Source organism: Paraneptunicella aestuarii (assembly GCF_019900845.1).
Lineage (GTDB): Bacteria > Pseudomonadota > Gammaproteobacteria > Enterobacterales > Alteromonadaceae > Paraneptunicella > Paraneptunicella aestuarii.
On the sequence record NZ_CP074570.1, the window covers coordinates 2,733,678 to 2,757,153 of the forward strand.

General features: G+C 47.4%; 5 protein-coding genes. All 5 read right to left on the reverse strand.

Annotation, left to right across the window (positions count from 1 at the left end; all coding sequences use genetic code 11):
• Positions 1–2 precede the first annotated feature (2 nt).
• The 5 genes from KIH87_RS10585 to KIH87_RS10605 all read right to left on the reverse strand — a co-directional run bounded on the left by KIH87_RS10585 (position 3) and on the right by KIH87_RS10605 (position 23,475).
• Positions 3–2,519 (reverse strand): condensation domain-containing protein, encoded by a 2,517-nt coding sequence (locus KIH87_RS10585; protein WP_332460737.1) that lies wholly within the window; start codon positions 2,517–2,519, stop codon positions 3–5.
• Between the two features lie 35 nt (positions 2,520–2,554).
• Positions 2,555–9,598 carry a non-ribosomal peptide synthetase gene (locus KIH87_RS10590; RefSeq protein ID WP_269751470.1) on the reverse strand — a complete coding sequence of 2,348 codons (7,044 nt, stop codon included), beginning with the start codon at positions 9,596–9,598 and terminating at the stop codon, positions 2,555–2,557.
• Positions 9,599–9,668: 70 nt separating this feature from the next.
• Positions 9,669–14,552 (reverse strand): non-ribosomal peptide synthetase, encoded by a 4,884-nt coding sequence (locus KIH87_RS10595; RefSeq protein ID WP_232357861.1) that lies wholly within the window; start codon positions 14,550–14,552, stop codon positions 9,669–9,671.
• On the reverse strand, positions 14,549–16,534 hold the full coding sequence (locus KIH87_RS10600; RefSeq protein WP_232357862.1) for a condensation domain-containing protein: 1,986 nt from the start codon (positions 16,532–16,534) through the stop codon (positions 14,549–14,551). Before KIH87_RS10600 ends, KIH87_RS10595 begins: the two co-directional genes overlap by 4 nt.
• A complete protein-coding gene (locus tag KIH87_RS10605; RefSeq protein ID WP_232357863.1) occupies positions 16,531–23,475 on the reverse strand; it encodes a non-ribosomal peptide synthetase in 6,945 nt (2,314 codons plus the stop codon). The genes KIH87_RS10600 and KIH87_RS10605 overlap by 4 nt, the downstream gene beginning before the upstream one ends.
• Position 23,476 lies beyond the last annotated feature (1 nt).

A 23,476-nucleotide genomic window follows, 5' to 3' on the forward strand; every position in this document is an offset into this window, starting at 1 on the left:
GCTCACCCTGTAAGCGGCCCCCTGATACGATAGGTTATCTGACCAAGATAGGCCCCTGCTTCATTATCCAGTAAACGATGGAACAACATTCCCTGCTGCATCGGAACTGTCGGGTATATATCCTCAATATTCCTATAACGACGCTGCCACTGGTCCAGCTGCAACTGGCTCACCTTCGACAACGTAAAGTCACTCGGCGTATAACCACCGGCCCCAGGCTCACAGCAACGGGCTGTCAAACTCAGCAGGGATTCTTTAATACAGCGACCAAGATGCTCCATGGTCTGCGCCCGATAGCTACCCGGGTCATAATCCACACCCAATACCAGTGACCCCGATACCACCTGCCCGGAAATATTCAGCAACGCCTCTCTTGGATTACCCTGTGCAACATTACGTCCGCTAAACTCCCTGCCAACCTGGAACGCGGTCTCACTATTTACCGCCTGGTCAAACTGGCCCAGATAGTTAAAAGTCACCTCAACAGCACCGCCATCCGGTAAATCAATCTCCGGTGACAGGTAGCGGGCTATACCGTAACCCAGTCCACGGTTCGGCAACGCCCGGTATTGCTCTTTGACCTGCTTGATAATCTCGCCTGGATACTTCGCCTGAACATCCAGCGTCAGTGGGTACAAGGTGGTAAACCACCCCATCGTCTGCGTCACATCCAGCGATTCAAAAATATCTTCCCGACCATGACCTTCCATCCAGATACGCAACGCACTGTTACCGCTCCAGCGGTATATACCTAACCAGACCGCCGCCAGTAACAGTTCGTTCACCTGGGTTCGATAGGCCGCCGGGCTCTGACGTAACAGTTGTTCCGTTTCCGCTTCATCCAGTTTGAATTGATGTACCGCAACATCCAGCTCCGACTCTACTCTCTCATCCTGTGGCAAGGCCGGCACATCGGCTCCAAGACTCCGTCGCCAGTAACCGATTTCAGCCTCAAACGCCTCGCTCTGACCATACTCAACCAGCGCCTCTGCCCAGCGCTGATACGATGTCGTTTTATTCCCCAGCAACAACCGCTCACCCCGGCTATGTTGCTCATAGGCCAGGCTTAAATCATCCAGCAATATCCGCCAGGAAACTCCGTCTACCACCGCATGGTGCAACACCAGTAATAATCGACTGTCCTGTGCCTCATCAGCATCAAAATAACCGACCTTCATTAACGGTCCACCCGACAATGAGAAGCTTTCCTGTAACTCCTGGCCCGTCTCACCCAAACACGCCGTTCGGGCCGACTCATCCATGCCTCTCATATCAACACGGGTAAATGCGCTATCAATCGACAGCTCCTGCAAGGGAAAGTAATCACTATGCCACTGCCCATCCGACTCATAAAAACGCAGCCTCAATGCATCATGACGCTGGAAGATGGCATACAGCCACTCCCGTAACCACCTCTCGTCAACATCCACCGGGGGAACCAGTAACAATGACATATTGTTATACGATGGCCTGACCTGCTTCTCGGCAAAAAACCAGTGATGTATCGGTAACAGCACCTGCTTGCCACTGACCTCGCCCTGGAAGACATCCATGCCGACTCTCTTATCCAGATTCGCCACGACATCGGCAATATTCTGATGTTCAAATAACTGACGAACCGACAGGCTAATTCCGGCCTGACTTGCACGGGAAGCTATCTGGATGGAGATTATCGAATCCCCACCCAGCTCAAAGAAATTATCCCTGATACCGACACGCTCAACACGTAACGCCGAAGACCAGATATCACATAAGGTCGATTCCACCTCATTACGCGGAGCAACATATTCTGACTGCTCAAGGTACTGTGACCCCGGAGCCGGTAACGCCTGCTTGTCCACCTTGCCGTTTAACGTCAGCGGTAAACTTTCCAGCAACAGAAAATGCCCGGGTATCATATAACCCGGTAAATGCCGTGACAGCCCGGCCTTGATATCCGACAGTACCTCAGAGCCCCCGCCCTGAACCTCCAACACCACATAACCGACCAGTTGCTTGTCATGACCGGCATCATCCCGTACCAGCACCACTGCATCCTGTACCTGCGGCAACTCCCGTAAACGCGACTCTATCTCCCCCGGCTCTATACGGTAACCCCGTATCTTCACCTGGTTATCCATCCGACCAAGAAATTCAATATTACCGTCTTCTCGCCAGCGAACCTTGTCTCCTGTTCGGTACAAACGACCACTATCTATCCATGGCAATTCCACAAAACGTGCTTCACTTAGCTCCCTGCGACCAAGATAACCCTGGGTCACACCATCGCCACCAATATACAATTCACCAGCCACACCCACGGGCTGCAAACCCTGAGCAGCATCAAGCACATGCAAACGCGTATTACCCAACGGGCTGCCACTGGGCAGACTACCCGATAAACTGGCATCCCAATCCTTCGAATGCCACGTACTGGACGTAATCGCTGTCTCCGTCAAACCAAATACATGAACCAGCTCCACATCGTACGCCATCCACTGACGCATCAACCGTACCGGTATCGCTTCACATCCAACCATCACCACCCGCAGTCCTGACGGCGGTCTTTCATTATTCACTTCCAGCCAGTACAGCCATTCTCGCCACTGGGCAAACGAAAGCTCCAGTACGCTGATGGATAAATCCTCATCGATGCCTGCAGCTCGGCTGCTCCAACTAACCCACCACTTCCACGGCTCACCACCGTTGCACCCGACAACCATGCCGGTAACAGCTCTTCAAGTATCACATCAAAACTGACCGATGCCAGTTGCCAGACACGGTCATCACCACAACTGCCCAGCACGGCCTGCATCGACAGGCTGTAGTTCACCAGGTTGCGATGGCTATATAACACACCCTTCGGCTCGCCTGTGGAGCCCGATGTGTAGAAAACACCAATGCCATCATCGCCACCACAAACCGGTAAACCTCCTCTTTCCCCGGGCATCGATGATACCTGCTCTATCGCTGCATCCTCATCCATCACAATGACCTTCACACCTTCTGGCACAAAATCAGTCATGGCGAGCTTGGGGCACAACACCGCTGCGGCTACACTGTCCCGCAGCATGTATGACAACCTCGGGGCCGGATACTGGGTATCCAGCAACAGGAAACGGCCTCCGGCCTTGATAACCGCAAGCAATCCCACACAAAGCTCTCGTCCCTCTGACTGGTAAATACCTACCACATCACCGGACTGAATACCCTGGGACAACAGATAATACGCCCATTGATTGGACAAGGACTCAAGCTCACCGTAGCTCAACGAAGCACTTCCACCATCTCCGGCTTCTGCACCCTCTACGGCTATATTGCCTGGTGTCGACATCGCCTGGGCACTAAACAGCGCTCCGACTCCCGCTTCGCGGTCATAGTCAAAATCTGTCGCGTTCCAGGACGCCAACTGCTGTCCTTCTGCCTCGGTCAGCAACTTTAATGATGACAACGCCATCTCAGGCCCACCTGACGCCATCCCTTCAAGGATCTGCTCCAGATGGCCTAACAAACGGCAGATACTGGACTGACTATAAACATCTTCCCGATATTCAACTTTAAATGACAAGACCCCTTGATAAGTAGCAGATACATCTAATCCATAATCAGATTTGGCATCTTCACTCTGGATCTCAAAAGTTAATTCGTTATTAACCTGCCCCTGTTGTTCAATCACATCTTCAACCGGGTAGTTCTGGAACACCAGATAACTGTCGAACATCGCACTACCCTGAGGCAATTCACTCAACTTCTGGATGTCTGCCAACGGCATATAGCTGTATTCTTCACGACGGATATTGTCTCCATGAATATGACTTAACAACTCTCCCAACGTACCCGACAACGAGAAATTCACTCGACTCGGTATCGTGTTGATAAACAATCCAACTATCTGCTCAACACCCGACACCTGTGACGGACGACCCGATACCGTCGTACCAAACACGACATCCGATAATCCACTGTAACGCGACAACAAACACGCCCACGCCGCCTGTACTATGACATTCATCGTTACCTGTTGGCGCTTCGCCAACTGCTCCAGCGCCTGACTCACCGACACAGACAAACTCGTTCCCTGCCAGGCCGACGCAGCCGCCACCACATCACCCGACAACTTCGCAATCGATAATGGAGTCGGCTCATCAAAACCGGCAAGGTAACCTGTCCAGTAATCTTCCGCCTGCGACGGCGCCTGAGCTCCCAACCATTGCATATAGGACCGGTACGGCTTCACCTTCGCCAGCACAGGCGCATGCCCCTGACACAAAGCTCGGTAACAGGCAAAAAGCTCCTGATTGATAATCGGTAATGACCAACCATCAAAGGCGCCCATAAAATAACTCCACACCAGGTGATACTGCTCTCCACCAAGGTCAAACAGTCCCACACGCATCAACGGCGCACGCTCAAGGTCAATACCCTTCTCACGCTCCCGAGCCTGATAAGCCTCCAAAGCTGCTTCCTGTGCTGATGCTTCCAGCCCCGAAAGGTCCTGCTCATGCCACGGTAATGCCGCATCGGCCAGCACCAACTGCTGGATATTCTCATCTTCAAAACCGACAAACACCGTACGCAAGGCACTATGACGTGATATCAGATGCTGCCAGGCTTCACGAAGCCGCTCACCCTGTAGCGGCCCCCTGATACGATAGGTTATCTGACCAAGATAGGCCCCTGCTTCATTATCCAGTAAACGATGGAACAACATTCCCTGCTGCATCGGAACTGTCGGGTATATATCCTCAATATTCCTATAACGACGCTGCCACTGGTCCAGCTGCAACTGGCTCACCTTCGACAACGTAAAGTCACTCGGCGTATAACCACCGGCCCCAGGCTCACAGCAATGGGCTGTCAAACTCAGCAGGGATTCTTTAATACAGCGACCAAGATGCTCCATGGTCTGCGCCCGATAGCTACCCGGGTCATAATCCACACCCAATACCAGTGACCCCGATACCACCTGCCCGGAAATATTCAGCAACGCCTCTCTTGGATTACCCTGTGCAACATTACGTCCGCTAAACTCCCTGCCAACCTGGAACGCGGTCTCACTATTTACCGCCTGGTCAAACTGGCCCAGATAGTTAAAAGTCACCTCAACAGCACCGCCATCCGGTAAATCAATCTCCGGTGACAGGTAGCGGGCTATACCGTAACCCAGTCCACGGTTCGGCAACGCCCGGTATTGCTCTTTGACCTGCTTGATAATCTCGCCTGGATACTTCGCCTGAACATCCAGCGTCAGTGGGTACAAGGTGGTAAACCACCCCATCGTCTGCGTCACATCCAGCGATTCAAAAATATCTTCCCGACCATGACCTTCCATCCAGATACGCAACGCACTGTTACCGCTCCAGCGGTATATACCTAACCAGACCGCCGCCAGTAACAGTTCGTTCACCTGGGTTCGATAGGCCGCCGGGCTCTGACGTAACAGTTGTTCCGTTTCCGCTTCATCCAGTTTGAATTGATGTACCGCAACATCCAGCTCCGACTCTACTCTCTCATCCTGTGGCAAGGCCGGCACATCGGCTCCAAGACTCCGTCGCCAGTAACCGATTTCAGCCTCAAACGCCTCGCTCTGACCATACTCAACCAGCGCCTCTGCCCAGCGCTGATACGATGTCGTTTTATTCCCCAGCAACAACCGCTCACCCCGGCTATGTTGCTCATAGGCCAGGCTTAAATCATCCAGCAATATCCGCCAGGAAACTCCGTCTACCACCGCATGGTGCAACACCAGTAATAATCGACTGTCCTGTGCCTCATCAGCATCAAAATAACCGACCTTCATTAACGGTCCACCCGACAATGAGAAGCTTTCCTGTAACTCCTGGCCCGTCTCACCCAAACACGCCGTTCGGGCCGACTCATCCATGCCTCTCATATCAACACGGGTAAATGCGCTATCAATCGACAGCTCCTGCAAGGGAAAGTAATCACTATGCCACTGCCCATCCGACTCATAAAAACGCAGCCTCAATGCATCATGACGCTGGAAGATGGCATACAGCCACTCCCGTAACCACCTCTCGTCAACATCCACCGGGGGAACCAGTAACAATGACATATTGTTATACGATGGCCTGACCTGCTTCTCGGCAAAAAACCAGTGATGTATCGGTAACAGCACCTGCTTGCCACTGACCTCGCCCTGGAAGACATCCATGCCGACTCTCTTATCCAGATTCGCCACGACATCGGCAATATTCTGATGTTCAAATAACTGACGAACCGACAGGCTAATTCCGGCCTGACTTGCACGGGAAGCTATCTGGATGGAGATTATCGAATCCCCACCCAGCTCAAAGAAATTATCCCTGATACCGACACGCTCAACACGTAACGCCGAAGACCAGATATCACATAAGGTCGATTCCACCTCATTACGCGGAGCAACATATTCTGACTGCTCAAGGTACTGTGACCCCGGAGCCGGTAACGCCTGCTTGTCCACCTTGCCGTTTAACGTCAGCGGTAAACTTTCCAGCAACAGAAAATGCCCGGGTATCATATAACCCGGTAAATGCCGTGACAGCCCGGCCTTGATATCCGACAGTACCTCAGAGCCCCCGCCCTGAACCTCCAACACCACATAACCGACCAGTTGCTTGTCATGACCGGCATCATCCCGTACCAGCACCACTGCATCCTGTACCTGCGGCAACTCCCGTAAACGCGACTCTATCTCCCCCGGCTCTATACGGTAACCCCGTATCTTCACCTGGTTATCCATCCGACCAAGAAATTCAATATTACCGTCTTCTCGCCAGCGAACCTTGTCTCCTGTTCGGTACAAACGACCACTATCTATCCATGGCAATTCCACAAAACGTGCTTCACTTAGCTCCCTGCGACCAAGATAACCCTGGGTCACACCATCGCCACCAATATACAATTCACCAGCCACACCCACGGGCTGCAAACCCTGAGCAGCATCAAGCACATGCAAACGCGTATTACCCAACGGGCTGCCACTGGGCAGACTACCCGATAAACTGGCATCCCAATCCTTCGAATGCCACGTACTGGACGTAATCGCTGTCTCCGTCAAACCAAATACATGAACCAGCTCCACATCGTACGCCATCCACTGACGCATCAACCGTACCGGTATCGCTTCACATCCAACCATCACCACCCGCAGTCCTGACGGCGGTCTTTCATTATTCACTTCCAGCCAGTACAGCCATTCTCGCCACTGGGCAAACGAAAGCTCCAGTACGCTGATGGATAAATCCTTCATCGATGCCTGCAGCTCGGCTGCTCCAACTAACCCACCACTTCCACGGCTCACCACCGTTGCACCCGACAACCATGCCGGTAACAGCTCTTCAAGTATCACATCAAAACTGACCGATGCCAGTTGCCAGACACGGTCATCACCACAACTGCCCAGCACGGCCTGCATCGACAGGCTGTAGTTCACCAGGTTGCGATGGCTATATAACACACCCTTCGGCTCGCCTGTGGAGCCCGATGTGTAGAAAACACCAATGCCATCATCGCCACCACAAACCGGTAAACCTCCTCTTTCCCCGGGCATCGATGATACCTGCTCTATCGCTGCATCCTCATCCATCACAATGACCTTCACACCTTCTGGCACAAAATCAGTCATGGCGAGCTTGGGGCACAACACCGCTGCGGCTACACTGTCCCGCAGCATGTATGACAACCTCGGGGCCGGATACTGGGTATCCAGCAACAGGAAACGGCCTCCGGCCTTGATAACCGCAAGCAATCCCACACAAAGCTCTCGTCCCTCTGACTGGTAAATACCTACCACATCACCGGACTGAATACCCTGGGACAACAGATAATACGCCCATTGATTGGACAAGGACTCAAGCTCACCGTAGCTCAACGAAGCACTTCCACCATCTCCGGCTTCTGCACCCTCTACGGCTATATTGCCTGGTGTCGACATCGCCTGGGCACTAAACAGCGCTCCGACTCCCGCTTCGCGGTCATAGTCAAAATCTGTCGCGTTCCAGGACGCCAACTGCTGTCCTTCTGCCTCGGTCAGCAACTTTAATGATGACAACGCCATCTCAGGCCCACCTGACGCCATCCCTTCAAGGATCTGCTCCAGATGGCCTAACAAACGGCAGATACTGGATTCATCAAACGCGCTCTGATCAAATCGAATGTCCAGCATTAAAGTATTCTGGTACAGCACGGAAATATCCAAAGGATAATTTGACCACTGCAAGCCAGCAGCTGATTCAATTGAAAATGCTCCGGATTTACTCTCTTTGTTCGTTGAGCCACCGTCAGAGCTTTCGATAAGCTTATTTACAGGGTAATTTTCAAACGTAAACAGACTATTGAATAACGGAGTTCCATTAGGTAGTTCACTGGCACGTTGAATATCAGCTAAAGAAACAAAAGAATTTTCATCTCTGCTCAGGTTAGCCTGCTGCAATGCTTTGAGGTATTGAGCAATGGTAAGTTGCTCATCAAATCGGACTCGGCATGGAATAACGTTAATGAACAATCCCAGCATATTTTCCACACCAGGTAATTCAGCAGGCCGACCAGAGACGGTGGTTCCAAATACAACATCTTTATCGCCACTGTAATTGTGCAGCAGGTATGCCCAAGCCAGTTGCACCAAGGTATTCATTGTACAATTGCTCTGAGTGGCCAATTGATTTAACTGTTCCGCAATGTCGGCATTCACCAGAACATGGACATTACCGCATTCAGAAAAATGCTCATCACTATGTGAATTGGGCAGGCCAAGCCGTGTAGGTTCAGAAAATTCCTGCAAATACTCTTTCCAGAACAAACGTGAGGCTGTTGGATCCTGTTTGAGCAACCAGCGAATATATTCTTTAAACTGCAGAACTGGCGGCAATGAGGGAATCTGGTCTGCTACTAACTGACGATAAAATGTAAAGACCTCTTTAAACAGGATTGGCGTACACCAACCGTCAACCAACGCATGATGCCCAGCATAGACAAAGTGATATCTTTCGTCTTCTGTCCGGATAAGTGAAAATCTTAGTAATGGTGCCTGTTCAAAGTCGAAACCTTTAGCTTTATCTGCTTTTCGATATGCTGTAAGCCTATCACTCAAAATCTCTTTTGATACATCACGCCAGTCTTCTTCGTTGAATTCTAGCGGGCAATTTTGCTTCACTAACTGGTGGATATTTTCCGAATCCAGGCCAGTGAAACAAGTACGTAAAATATCATGTCTGTCGACGACTAACTGCCAGGCTTTTTTAAAGGCGTTAATATCGATACCACCAACCAGATCACAATAGGTTTGCAGTATATAACCCGAATCGGCCCCATCAAAAAGGCCATGAAAAATAAGACCGGCCTGTAACGGCGTAGCAATATAGAGATCTTCAATTTCCTTATGAGCTCCCTGAATCTTAACCAGTTCTTCACTGGTAATCGAAGCTAACGGAAAATCATGCTTATCCTTGTTGAAGTCGTCTTTCAGTAAAGCAATGAGTTCTTCTTTCTGAGAACGTATATCCTGTAGTAGCGTTTCGTTTAGATTGTTATCAGGATCCAATAGTCTTAATTGACCATCAACCAAGCCAATACTGATATTTTTTTGCGCCAGTTGCTGTAATAAGTCCTTGCAGCTCAAAGTAAATACCCCTTAATACTGAAAGCAGTGCTAAAAATGTGAAATGCCATGTTTTTTCTTTTATCAGGCCTCATATCTGAATACCTTTCTCTGCAAGTTCAGAACTGTCGGTCGCGAACACTTTGGAACTTTCCTGTAATTCTTTTTTCTGGTTTACATTGCCACAACGGACGATGATTTCCTGTAATGCCTGCTCCAACGCTTCACTAAAGCCCCTGATATCCTGATATTCCTGTCCCAGGGTGGTCTTCACACCAAGTTGCCCCTGATAAACATCACAAGAAACCGACATTACTGCAGGCGGGTTATTTTCGGGATGAACAGAATGACCAGAAGAGAGCCCTCGAGCTGTTTGGAATTGCGTGTCCTGGTTGACAGATTTATCCAGTTGCCCCATATAATTAAACTTGATTGCGGGTTCTGGCAGCGCCTGATCCAGTTTTATTACTTCCTGATCATTATTGATGTGCTTCAAGATCCCATAACCAATACCGTTGTTGGGAACTTCTCGATACTGGTCTTTTACTGCCTTAATTAAATCACCAATATCTTCTGTTTTTCCCGATGACAAAATCAATGGGTAAATCGAAGTAAACCAACCCACTGTTTCACCGACATCACAATTATCAAATAATTCTTCACGGCCATGACTTTCCATCTTCAATAACATGGCCTCCCCACCTAACCATCGCTTGTAAGCTTTTAACAAGCCAGTTAGTAAGAGTTCGTTGATCTGAGTGCGATAGGCTTTGTTGCATTCTCCCAATAGGAATGTGGTTTCTTTTTCTGTCAGCTGAAAACGAGCAGTCTGAAAATCCCTTTCTGACTTCGTTCTGGTTTTCATAGATTTGGGGATGGGTGTAACAGAGGATGACATTTTCTGCACCCAATAATTACGCTCCTTACGCATCAGGTCAGACTTGGCATACTGATGGACTTTTTCACCCCACTGCTGGAAAGAGTTGCTTTTTGGACGCAGCTGAATTTCACCACCTTGTGCTAACTGCCCCCATCCATATTCCAGATCATTCAATAAAATACGCCATGAAACGCCATCGACTATCAGGTGATGCATAACAAATAACAACACATTGCGCTCACCATTAATTCTAAATAGAGCAGCTTTAAAGAGCGGACCATTCTGGATATTGAGGCTCCCCTGAAGTCGCTCACAATGCTGTTCAACCTGATTTCTCCAATCAGCTTCATCAGGATTATTTAGCTCAAAAACCTCAATGGACTGAACTATCATTAGCCGATTAAAAGGCATATAGATCGTTTCAAGCTTTTCACCCGTTTGGTTAAAACGCAGTCGTAAAGCATCGTGACGAGAATAGATAGCTGTGATTAATTTATGTAAATCAGATTCAGTTAAAGCAACTGGCGCCTCTAACAATACCGACTGATTGTAATGGTTTGGCACCGGCAGGTTCATTTCGAAAAACTGAATTTGAATAGGCAGTAATGGCATGACACCAGTAACCTCGCCCTGAGGAGCAGAAACAATCTCTTCGGTGCTGACAAATGGTGCTAACGCTTCAATTGTCAGCTGCTCCAGCAGATCCCTGACACCAAAGAACAGCCCCTGCTGACGAGCCATAGACACTACCTGAATTGAGATAATAGAGTCACCACCAAGAGCAATGAAGTTGTCCTGTATCCCAACTTTAGGAATTTTTAGTACTTCTTCCCAAATTTTACACAGCTGTTCTTCAATCTCATTTTCAGGCGCTACGTATTTCTCTTTTTGAATATCAGATAATTCTGGTGCCGGCAGAGCTTTCCTATCCACTTTGCCATTTGGAGAAAGCGGCATAGTATTCAGAAAGACGTAGTTAGCTGGCAACATATAATCAGGAAGATGCTTTTTAAGCTCTGCCTGATACTGATCAATCAACATTGATGTACGCGCCTTGCGTAGCAATTCGTCTTGTTCATATTGCAGTTCATTAACAACAACATAAGCAACTAAACGGGCTTCAGCATCACTCCCCTGCCAAACGATAACTGCAGCGTGATCAACCCCAGCAATAGCACTAAGCAAGACTTCGATTTCACCCAACTCAATGCGAAATCCTCTTAACTTCACCTGATTGTCAATACGACCAATATATTCCAAATCACCGGTGTTTAGTCGTTTAACCAAATCACCTGTACGGTATAAACGTTGAGCAGGTATATTCACATTGGTATTAGTGATAAATTTCTCGGCCGTCAATTCCGGTTGATTTAGATAACCTTCAGCCAACCCCGCCCCACCAATATAAAGTTCACCCACACATCCAAGTGGCACCAAATGATGCTGAGAATCCAAAACATAACACTGGGCATTGGTTAATGGCTTACCAATTGGAATGACTGGCGCAGGTAATGTTTCGACATTATTAATATTGAAAATTGTGGTTCCTACCGTTGCTTCCGTAGGCCCGTATTCATTGATGAACTGGCAATTTGGCAGATTCACCAACCAAGGGAAAATCACTTCTGAAGTAAGTTGTTCACCTGCAACCACAAGCACATGTCTGGCATAAGGAGCAGTTTGTCCTTGAGTGTAATTATATAAAGCTTTCAGGTGTGCGGGTGTGATCTTGAATAACAAGGCGTCAGTGCTGTTAAACAAGCAATCACTTAAAGACTCAATTGGCAACGCTTCTTCTGGCAACAATCGAACATATAACCCGGCAATTAAAGGAATAAATAAAGACTGTACTGTCGCATCAAAAGCTACAGGTGAACTCACCACCGAACCTTTAATCAGCCCCTGTAAAAATGCATCTTTACCGGCACAAATAAAATTAACCAGACTACGATGTTGAATAAGAACACCTTTAGGTTGCCCGGTTGAGCCCGATGTATAAATGGCATAAGCGATACTGTTAGCTTCGGCGTCGAGTGCCCCAATATTTGATTTGGGCATTGTAGACAGACTGGAACTTTGAACCCCTTCATCAAGGCATAAATGCCTGCTATCACTTACCGGAAGTTGACTACTCAAATGCGTTTGAGTAACGAGCAAACTGGCTCCACAATCATGCAGAATATGGGTAATTCGGGATTCAGGCGCTTTAATATCTAGAGGAACATAAGCTGAACCTGATTTCATTATACCGAGCATCGCTACCATCATTTCAATAGAGCGATCCATACATAAACCAATTAATTTTCCGGGAGCTTCTCCATTTTCAAGTAAATAATGAGCGAATTGATTGGCCTGCTCATTAAGTTCCTGATAGGTGACCTGAATATCTTTGTACTGCAAAGCAATTGCATCAGGGGTCTGTACAACCTGTTGTTCAAACAAGCGATGTAAACCAACATCTTTCGGATACTCTTTCTCGTTATTGTTCCATTGATGCACCAATTGTCGAGTTTCTACCTCACTCAACATATTCAAGTTTTCTAAACGGCTGTCTAGTCCAACCTTTGAAATAGCAATCAGTACTTGCTCAAGGTGCTTAGCCAATCGCTGCATCATGTCTGGTTCAAATTGTGCAGTCTGGAAAGCTATCTCATACTGAAGTTGGGCATTCTGAAAATGGGCAATAACAGATATTCCCAAATTGTTATTGCTGTTTGCACTGAGATTTTCTACCTGAAAGCTATTCTTTTTCTGATTAGCCTTATCACTTATAGCTTCATTTGTCGGATAATTTTCAAATACCAGTAAGCTATCAAATAAAGCCGTACCATTTTCAACATCACATACTTTTTGCACTTCTGCCAATGGCAGGTAACTGTGCTCGTTACGATCAACGTTATCTTTTTGTATCTGGGCAAAAATATCTCTTAACGTGGCCTCGGAGCTCAATTGCACGCGTACCGGAATACTGTTAATAAATAATCCCATCATGGTCTCAACCCCCTGCAACTCTGCAGGACGACCAGACACAGTAGAACCAAACACAACATCATCCTTGCCCGTATAACGCTGTAAAACGTAGGACCAGGCCAACTGCATAACAACATTGATTGTACAGTGCGCCGCTTTTGCCATTTCGGCAATTTTGTCGCTGTATTCCTGTGGCAAGGCAACATATATTTTCTGCACATCAATAGATTGCAGATTTTTATTAATAATCTTATGAGGAATATTCGTTGGAGAAGTGAACCCTTTCAGATGATTTTGCCAATAACTTTTCGCCATTTCATTATCTTTTCTGAATAGCCATGAAATGTAGTTTTCATAAGAAATAGTTGTACCAAGATCTGGCGTTTCACCATTGGAAAGCGCCTTGTAACAACTCATGACCTCTTCAAAAATAATGGGAGCACACCAACCGTCCAACAACACATGATGATGGGACCAGACAAAGTGATATTTATTATTGCCAACTCTGATCAGGCTTATACGCATCAATGGCGCTTGTGCAAAATCAAATCCCTTCTCTTGATCTGCCTTACGCCAGTTTGCTAATTGTTCTTCCACGCCTGAAGGTTCCTGTTGACGCCAGTCTTCTTCATGCAGGGAAAGAATCACATTATTACAGACCAGTTGATGGATTTGGTTACTGTCCAAACCAACAAAGCAGGTTCTCAGAATATCATGACGTTGCAATACCGTTTGCCAGGCTCCATGCAGCGCCTTGCTATCAATCTCCCCCACCAGATCACAGTAAATTTGTGTCGTATAAGACGTACCCGCACCATCCAGCATGCCATGGAAAATAAACCCTGTTTGCATTGGCGTTGCTATATATAAACGCTGCAAATTGGGATAGCGGGATTCAATATCAGAAATTTGCTCTGAAGACAGCTTCGAATACGAGAAATCACTCGCAGTAAAGCCCTTTCCTTGTGACAACCATTGAACAATTTCCGGTTTATAGTGTTTTAGCCATTTGACTAACTCATCATCGAGATTTTTGTCTTGATCGAATACTTTAACTTTGCCATTGTCCAATTGCAGGCTGATTTTCTTATTATTTAACGCCGTTAAAAGTTGTTCCAGTTTCATAATTCCAAACTCGCTTCGATAGACTGTTCTTTTTGTTCACCCGCTTGTTTTGAGCGGATTTCCAATTGTTCTTTATTTTGATCCAACAACTGTTGTCTTAGGTTATGTTGCAAACAGGTGGAAATAATGGCGTTCAAAGCCTGTGAATATTCCGATGTTAAAAGTTCGGCTGATGCGAGGTTGTCCGCGACTTCAACATTCACTTGCAAACACCCCTTGCTTATCATTGCCATAACACTGATGGCAGTAGATGAAGGATTTACAGGATCAGAATTCGCCCCAGCAGATTCTTTTGCGGGAACAAAAGCCGAATCCTGATTAATCGTGTTGTCAAACTGACCAAGGTAGTTGAACTCTATCTGCGCAGGATTATATTTAGCCTCCAACGCTTCAAGACCACTATCCGGATCCAGATAACGTAGCAATCCATAACCCATACCCTTGTCAGGCACTGCTCGGTATTGCTCTTTAACCTGTTTGATAAGCTCTCCAACCTCTCGATTGTCATCCAGCGACACACCTGCATCACTTAGAATCAATGGATACAAAGAAGTAAACCATCCCACTGTGTCACTCACATCAAGATGCTCAAACAACTCCTCTCTACCATGACCTTCCATCAATAAACGCAAGCTGTGCTGACCACTCCACTGTCGGTAAGCCATCAAAAAACCACACAACAACAATTCATTAATCCGGGTGCGATAAGCATCATTACATTCTCCCAACAACTGTCGGGTCGATTCTTCATCCAGCGTGAAGCCCGATGCTTCATTACCCCAAGCCTCTTCTGATGAAACCGGAAGTGGCAACACCTCCTGTGATAACTGCTCTCGCCAGTAGTCTTTCTGCCCTTGCACATGATGCGACTTCACGTATCCTTTCAAGGCCTCTCCCCATTGCTGTAACGATGAACTCTTATCTGCCAACGCTACCGGCTCACCTGAACGGTATTGTTTCCATGCCGTCTCAAGGTCAGACAACAGTATCCGCCACGAGACACCATCAACGACAAGATGATGCACTACCAACAACAATCGACCCTGTTCTTCATCCTCCATATACACCGCTTTGAATACCGGTCCCAAACCAATATCCAGACTCGCCTGTGCCTGGTTAACCACCTTTAATTGTTCTGCCTCTCGATGCTCCGGAGAAATGTCCCTGAAATCATGTACTTCAAGGCTCTGTACCAACAGTTCTGCACTAAACGGCACATGCATGGCGCTACGCTTCTGGCTATCGAAGCGTAAACGCAGCGCATCATGACGTTGATACAGACTCCGCACTATCGCTTCTTGTGCCTTGTCGTCAAACCCTTGTGGGGTTACCAGCAAAACTGACTGGTTATAGTGGTTCTCCACCGGTAACTGCCATTCAAAGAAGGCTCGTTGTACCGGCAACAGAGTCAGTTCCCCACTCACCTCGGATTGCTCAGCTTGTACCTGGCTGCCATGCCCTATAACCTTTGAAAGTTTGGCTATGGTCTGATGGTCGAACAGCTCTCGCACCGTAAAATGCAAACCCTGACGCTTCGCTCGCGATACAACCTGGATTGAAACAATGGAATCTCCACCCATGGCAAAGAAGTTATCTTCTATACCTACTTCTGGCAGGTTCAATGCTTCCTGCCAGATCTCACACAACTGCCGCTCTACTTCATTACGTGGCCCGGTTCGTTCAACATACTCTTCGCTCTGCTGTACATCAGGCAATGCCTTGGTATCAACCTTGCCATTTACCGTTAACGGAAACTCATCCAGGAACAGGTAAACATCCGGCACCATATAGGAAGGTAACGACTCTGCCAGTAACTCCCGTAACGCACCCGACAATACCTGCTTGTCACTCCACGGGTATCGGGTCGTTGTCATATTCCCCTCGTCATGCACTACACTGCCTTGCGGATAACCTTCTCGAATCGCATAAATCACATACAGCGGAGAACCTTCCAGCAACTTCTCCTGACCAATGTGAGTCATAAACCCTTTTGAGCCAACAGCCCCTGTAACGCCTCAAGCCGGTTCTCAATATCGTGCACTTCCACTATCATCTGCTGTATCAATGGCCAGTGTTCATCTTTCAAACCTCGAAGCACATCCATCTCACTCTTCTCGACATCCAGCTTCAACAGGTCGATGACCTTCACATCATACTCTTCTATTACCTGGGATAGCGTCTGTAGCTGACAGTGCACGTCCACACTCTGCAAACGCTCATTCAACAGCTCATCAAACTCGTCACTGCTTAATCGACCTTGCTCCAAATCCTCTTGATACTGGTTATACAGATACACCTTCACATCACTCAGATCTTCCTCCAAATCGCCATAACGACCAGAAATCAGGGAATTATGAGGGTAAAAGGTAAAGGTCACTTCCTGGGCTCGATCCGACAACCCGAAGTTACACAACTGGACATCCACGTTATACAGAGCCGCATTAAACGATAACACCCTGAACACATCCGGGATCGGCTCAAAGGAATACAACTTCGCCTGCGGACATAACTGGCCCGCAAACAGCGTGAACATCCCCGTATTGGCACCCACATCAAAAATGGTCGCATCCGGTTTCAAGGTCACACCGTGTTTCAGGTAGGTCTGCTCTATGAATATCTCATCATAGGTGAAATCGGTTTCCCCACTGTTCAGACACCCGACCACCATGCCATTAGGCAGACTCTTGCGTAATACACTGTCCCAGCGACTATCCTTGCTCATCCGTGCCAAGGCATGAACCGGATAGGCACTACCTTTCGACGGCACAATATAGGTTTGTAAACGCTGTTGACGCTCTATCACCACCGCCTGCTCAACCGCTTCATGACCCAGCAACTGCGCTTCTATCTCGCCCGGCTCAATACGGTAACCCCGCACCTTGACCTGATTATCAATACGACCCAAAAACTCAAGCTCGCCATCATAACGCCAGCGCACACGGTCACCCGTCCGATATAATCTACCGCCTCCTTCAAACGGACTGTCAACAAAACGCTCGGCAGTTAAACCCTCTCGTCCAAGGTAACCTCGCGCTACACCCGCTCCACCAATATACAACTCACCCGACACACCCGCCGGTAACAACTGCTGATACTCATCAAGACAATACAAATGCGTATTCTGTATCGGCTTTCCTATCGGTACCGACTCACCTACAAGTGACTCCCGCGTCACTCTGAATACAGAACAGCCCACCACCGTCTCTGTCGGACCATACTCATTGATAAACACCGCATTCGGGAAACAGCCCTGCCATTTCTCCATCGTGCTCACCGTTAACTGCTCTCCACCTATAACAACTACGTGCTCAATATCCTCATTCCGCTCTATACGACCCGTCGCCCACAACGCATCAAGGTGGGCCGGGGTCAGTTTAAACAACAAACGGTCTTCATCGTCCAGCAGGTAATCTTCCAGACGCTCAAGCGCATCATCACCCTCGGCAAGCAGCTCAACATAACGACCATGACACAACGGCGCCAGCAAGCTTGTCACCGTAGCATCAAACACCAGCGGTAAACTCACCACGCCACCCTGCACTTCAACAAGGTAATCTCTACCCGCGTGACTCACATAGTTCATCAAACCACCGTGCGTCACCATCACGCCTTTGGGCTGCCCTGTCGTTCCCGATGTATAAATCACATAGGCCATATCCGAACCAAAAATGCTTACCTCTGGCGACTCTGTCGGTTGTTGCTGTAACAACGACAAAAACTCACTGTCATCCAGACACACCAGTGTTTCATCCAACAGTTCCAGCTCCTGTGACAGCACGCTATCACTTATCACCAGTGACACCTTCGCATCATCCAGCAAGTAACGGATACGTGCTCTCGGATAACCCGGGTCCAGCGGCAAATACGCACCTCTCGCTTTCAGCACCCCCATCAACGCGATAACCATCTGTGGTGTACGCGATAAACACAGCGCTACCGGGATATCATTCTCTATACCCTGGCTAATCAGGTAATGGGCCAGCTGGTTTGCCCGGCTGTTCAGCTCCCCATAGGTTAGCTGGGCCGAACCCGATATCACCGCGATGGCATTCGGGGTTTTCGCAACCTGGTTTTCAAAGGCCTGTAGATACCCTCTGTTCACGCCTCCGACCAGGTCAATTTCAACTTCCGTATCGTTCCAGCCGTACAACAATGTCTCCTGTTGCTCTGCAGTTAACAGCGGCAAGAACTCAACCGGTGTCTGAATGTCCTGCACAATACCAGACAACATCTGCTCAAAACTGTCAGCCATTCGTACCAGCGTCTCTTCTTCAAACAACGCCGTGTTGTACTTCCAGTCAATCACCAGCTGTTCATTGGCAACAAACATGTCAAATTCCAGGTCATAGCGGATAACACTTATTTCTGCACCACGCCCTTGTAGATCCAATTGCTCAAGTTCCAAAGACTGCACGGCATTGTTCTGCATGGTGAAATAAATCTGGGCCAGCGGTGCATAGGCCATCGACCTTTGTGGCTTCACTTCCTCAACCAGCATGTCAAACGGGATATGCTGATGCTCAAAGGCTTCCAGTATCATTTGACGGTTTTGCTGCAGTAACTCAACAAAAGGGGGATTACCCGACACATCACTGCGTAGTGGCAATGCATTGATAAAGAAGCCAATTAAGCCTTCCAAATCCTTGTGTACCCGACCCGATGACGGTGAGCCAATAACAATATCTGTCTCGCCACTAAAGCGTGACAACAGCACGGCAAAGGCAGTCTGCATCAGCATAAACAGGGTCACATCCTGAGCCTGACACACTAACTGAAGCTGCCGGGTATCATCGACGGATAACTTACGGGTTAACACCTTACCCTGATATTGCTGCTGTTTCGGACGGGGTTTATCCAGCGGTAAACTGTGTACCTGTGGAGCGCTATCCAACTGAGTTTTCCAGTAATCCAGTTGCTGGCCTAGCACATCGCCCTGTAGCCATTCCCGCTGCCAGCGTGCATAGTCTGCATACTGCACTGTCAGCGCCGGTAATGGATCCGGCTGCCCCTGACAATAGGCTCCGTACAAGGTATTGAGCTCTTTGACCAGTATTCCCATCGACCAGCCATCCGACGCAATATGATGCATGCTGGACAACACCACATGACGCTGACTGTCGCATTGAATAAGGTGCAGACGTAATAATGGGGGTCGACTCAAATCAAACGGGGTTTTGCTGTCCAGCGCGACAAGACGGCGAATTTCCTGCTCCTGCGCGTCCAAGGACAAGTGACAAAGATCTACCCGGGTGACGGGCAACGCTACCTGCTCGTGAATAACCAACACAGGCAGCTCGTCACGTTTTTCAATACCACTGCGCAGCACTTCATGGCGTTGTACGATAGTGGAAAGAGCCTGCTCAAAGGCTTCAGTCACCAGCTCACCGTGTAATTCAAAGCTGGCCTGGATATGGTATTGATTACTGTTTTCAAGCTGGTCAATAAACCACAACCGCTGCTGGGCAAATGACAATGGTAGCGTCTCGTCACGAGAAGCGACCTCGATAGGAGGCATCACCACATTGTCGGCAAACTGCGATAGTAGCGTGACGAATTCACGGATGGTTGGTTTTTCGAATAACATCCGCAATGGTACTTCGACACCAAAGGCATCACGGACCAGACTGACAACTCGTGTAGCCAGTAAGGAATGCCCTCCTAATTCAAAGAAATTGGCACTAACGCTGATGCTGTCAGCGTCCAGATTCAGTAGCTCAGCCCAAATACCCGTGAGAACCTTTTCCTCCTGCGTTTCAGGAGCCAGATATTCCCCTTGAGAAGATATTCTGTCGGGCAAAGGTAAAGCTCGTTTATCTATTTTGCCACTTGAGGTTTTAGGAAAGCTCTCCAGCACCACAAACATTCCTGGTAGCATGTAGTCAGGTAAACGTTCATGCAGAAACGCTTTTAAATCCTGAGAGGACAATGCTTCTTCCAGACTAGCCGGAATAACATACGCCACCAGATATGACTCTCCCGGAGCAAATTCTTTCGTGGTAACAACAGCATTATAAATTGCATCATGAGCGAGTAATTGCTGCTCTATTTCACCGGGTTCAATCCTGAAGCCCCGGATCTTAATTTGATCATCGTCTCTGCCCACATAAACCAATGCACGATCGGAAGTGTAATACGCACGATCACCAGTTTTATAAAGTTGATATTCAGATGTTTCATTAAATGGATTAGTAATAAAACGCTGCGTGGTTTGTTCTAAATTATTCAAATAGCCCCGAGCAACTCCGGGACCAGAGACATACAGCATACCTTTACTACCAAATGGACAAAGCTGCAGATTCTCATCAAGGATATAGCACTGCATGTTATCAATTGGGCGACCAATCAGGTTTTGTTCGCAATTTTTCCTGGTAACTTCGCTGCATGTCACATCTGCGGCAACTTCCGAACATCCGTACAGGTTAAGCAGGCGGCATTGGCTACTAAAACTTAAAAATCGTTTAGTTAATTCTGCGGAGAGTTTTTCACCACTCACCGTAATGTGAGTTAACACATCAAGGCAATTCCGGAAGGCCTGCCCCTCTCGTATCATTGCTTCCAGCAAAGAAGGAACGACTACCAGTCGAGTCACTCTCTGTTGAGTCAGCAGAGCAATAAACACCGGGATATCTTTGACCGTTTCATACCTCACCAGTACGGTAGGGAGCCCCTGTAATAAACCGCCAAATAACTCCCAGACCGAATCCAAAAAACCTAATGCAGTTTTACTGCACATAACGTCATTGTCCTGCATAGGATAAACTCGCCACATCCAGCGTATGCGGTTCAAAATAGCGCCATGTTCCCCCATCACTCCTTTAGGTTTTCCAGTAGAACCAGAGGTATAAATAACATATGCAAGATTACCCGGATTGTTTGCTTCAGATATTTGTGGATTCGCTACAGATTGTTCATGTAACAACCCTTGTAAATCAGGGCTGTCCAGAGCCAATAAGGTTGTGGTTGTAGCAAACCCCATCACCGAAAGCAGTTGGGATTGAGTAATGACAAGTCCAGGTTGAGTATCCTCAACCATGTACTGCAAACGAGCTTGAGGGTAATCTGGATCTAAAGCAACATAAGCTCCACCGGCTTTGAATATAGCCAGAATAGCAACAACCAATTCCGGCGTTCTCTCCATACATACACCGACCAGCGTCTCTTTTCCTACGCCATTCGCACTAAGATAATGTGCTAACTGATTTGCTCTTTGATTTAGCTCAGCGAATGAAACTTTTCTCTCACTATCAATTAATGCAATCTTATCGGGAGTCTTGTACACCTGTTCTTCGAACAAAATATGCAGAGGCAACTCTGGTGGATATTCAACCCTGGTATCGTTGATCCCATCTATCAGGAACGTGACTTCTTTGGGCGATAAAATTGAGAATTCCGAAATCCTTGCACCTGGCTGTTCGGCAATTCCTTTTAAAAGTGATAAGTAATGGTCAGCCAGAGTTTTAATAAAAGACTCTTCGAATAAATCCGTGCGGTATTCAAATGAAAATTCGAGGCCTGAATGAGATTCTGCTGCAGACAACGATAATTCATACTTAACAGTATGTTGTTCACTCTCTAATGACGATAGCTGGATACCATTCAGTTCCAGATCGCTTTTCTCATTAGTATTCATGGAGAAAAGCACCTGAAAAAGTGGAGAATATGATTCGCTACGAAGGGGGTTTATCTTTTCAACCAGAAATTCGAAAGGGATATCCTGATTAGTCTGAGCATCCAGATTAACCTTTTTAACCTGGCTCAAATAATCCAGAAACACAGGATTCCCGATACAATTAGTTCTTAAAATCAAAGTATTAACAAACAAACCGATTAAGGGTCTCAGTTCAGCCTGCATACGGTTAGCAACAGGCGTACCGATAACAATATCGGATTCATTACTATGTTTTGACAGCAGTAACGAAAATGCACTGTGTAGCAACATGAATAACGAAACACGCCGTTCTTTTACCAATGCTTGCAGCTTTTCCACAACCACTTTATCGGTCATAGAGAAAACCAACGAAGTACCGGTATTATCGGGCTTTGCCGGTCTTGAACTTTTTAAAGGTAAAGCATGTAAAAGAGGTAAATTATCTAATTGTTTTTCCCAATAACCCAGCTGGTTCGCCAAGACTTTACCAGCCAGATTTTTGCGCTGCCACCGGGCATAATCAATATACTGAATCGACAATGGTGCGACAGAAGCAACCTGGTAATTTTGAGCTGCATCGTATTCGGCCATGAATTCCTGCACAAGAATATTCATCGACCAGCCATCAGCCGCAATATGATGCAAATTGAACAACAACAGACCTTTCTGCTCTGATAACTTTATAAAGCGGGCACGCAGCATCAGGTCACTAGAAAGATCAAAATGGTAATTGATATTTTCAGAGATAAGCCCTTCAACAACCTCCTTCTGCTGTTGTGCACTCAAATCACTGAGATCTTCTGTATGTAACCTGAAATCAAATATCTGTAATACCTGCTGTGCAGGCTCATCATTCTGATAAACAAATACGGTTCTTAATACTTCGTGACGCTGAATAACCTGTTTAAACGCATGCTCTGCAACTTCAGGATTTAGTTTTCCTGAAACATTTAATGCCAAAGGAATATTATATTGCGTACTTTGTCCTTCAATTTGATCAATAAACCAAAGGCGCTGCTGTGCGAAGGACAGTGGCTGGGGCAATGTTCTATCGAAATCTTCAACCTTAATATGCTCCGCTGAAATCAAGCTATTGGACTGATTCTGATAGTCCTCCAAATAGGAGACAAGTTCATCCTTGTTACTTCTTATCTGAGCCAATAAGTCTTCAGAGAGGCTTTCTTTATCTCCTTTGACTTTCAGTTTCCCATCGGATACCGACAGGTGAATGCCCAAATTAATTAAGTCCTTAATAAATTTACTTGCACTGAACATT

What these genes read in the sequence shown, in the direction of transcription:
- KIH87_RS10600 (WP_232357862.1), bottom strand. Translation starts at nt 16,534, where the DNA reads ATGACTCACATTGGTCAGGAGAAGTTGCTGGAAGGTTCTCCGCTGTAT.
- KIH87_RS10595 (WP_232357861.1), bottom strand. Translation starts at nt 14,552, where the DNA reads ATGAAACTGGAACAACTTTTAACGGCGTTAAATAATAAGAAAATCAGC.
- KIH87_RS10605 (WP_232357863.1), bottom strand. Translation starts at nt 23,475, where the DNA reads ATGTTCAGTGCAAGTAAATTTATTAAGGACTTAATTAATTTGGGCATT.
- KIH87_RS10585 (WP_332460737.1), bottom strand. Translation starts at nt 2,519, where the DNA reads ATGGTTGGATGTGAAGCGATACCGGTACGGTTGATGCGTCAGTGGATG.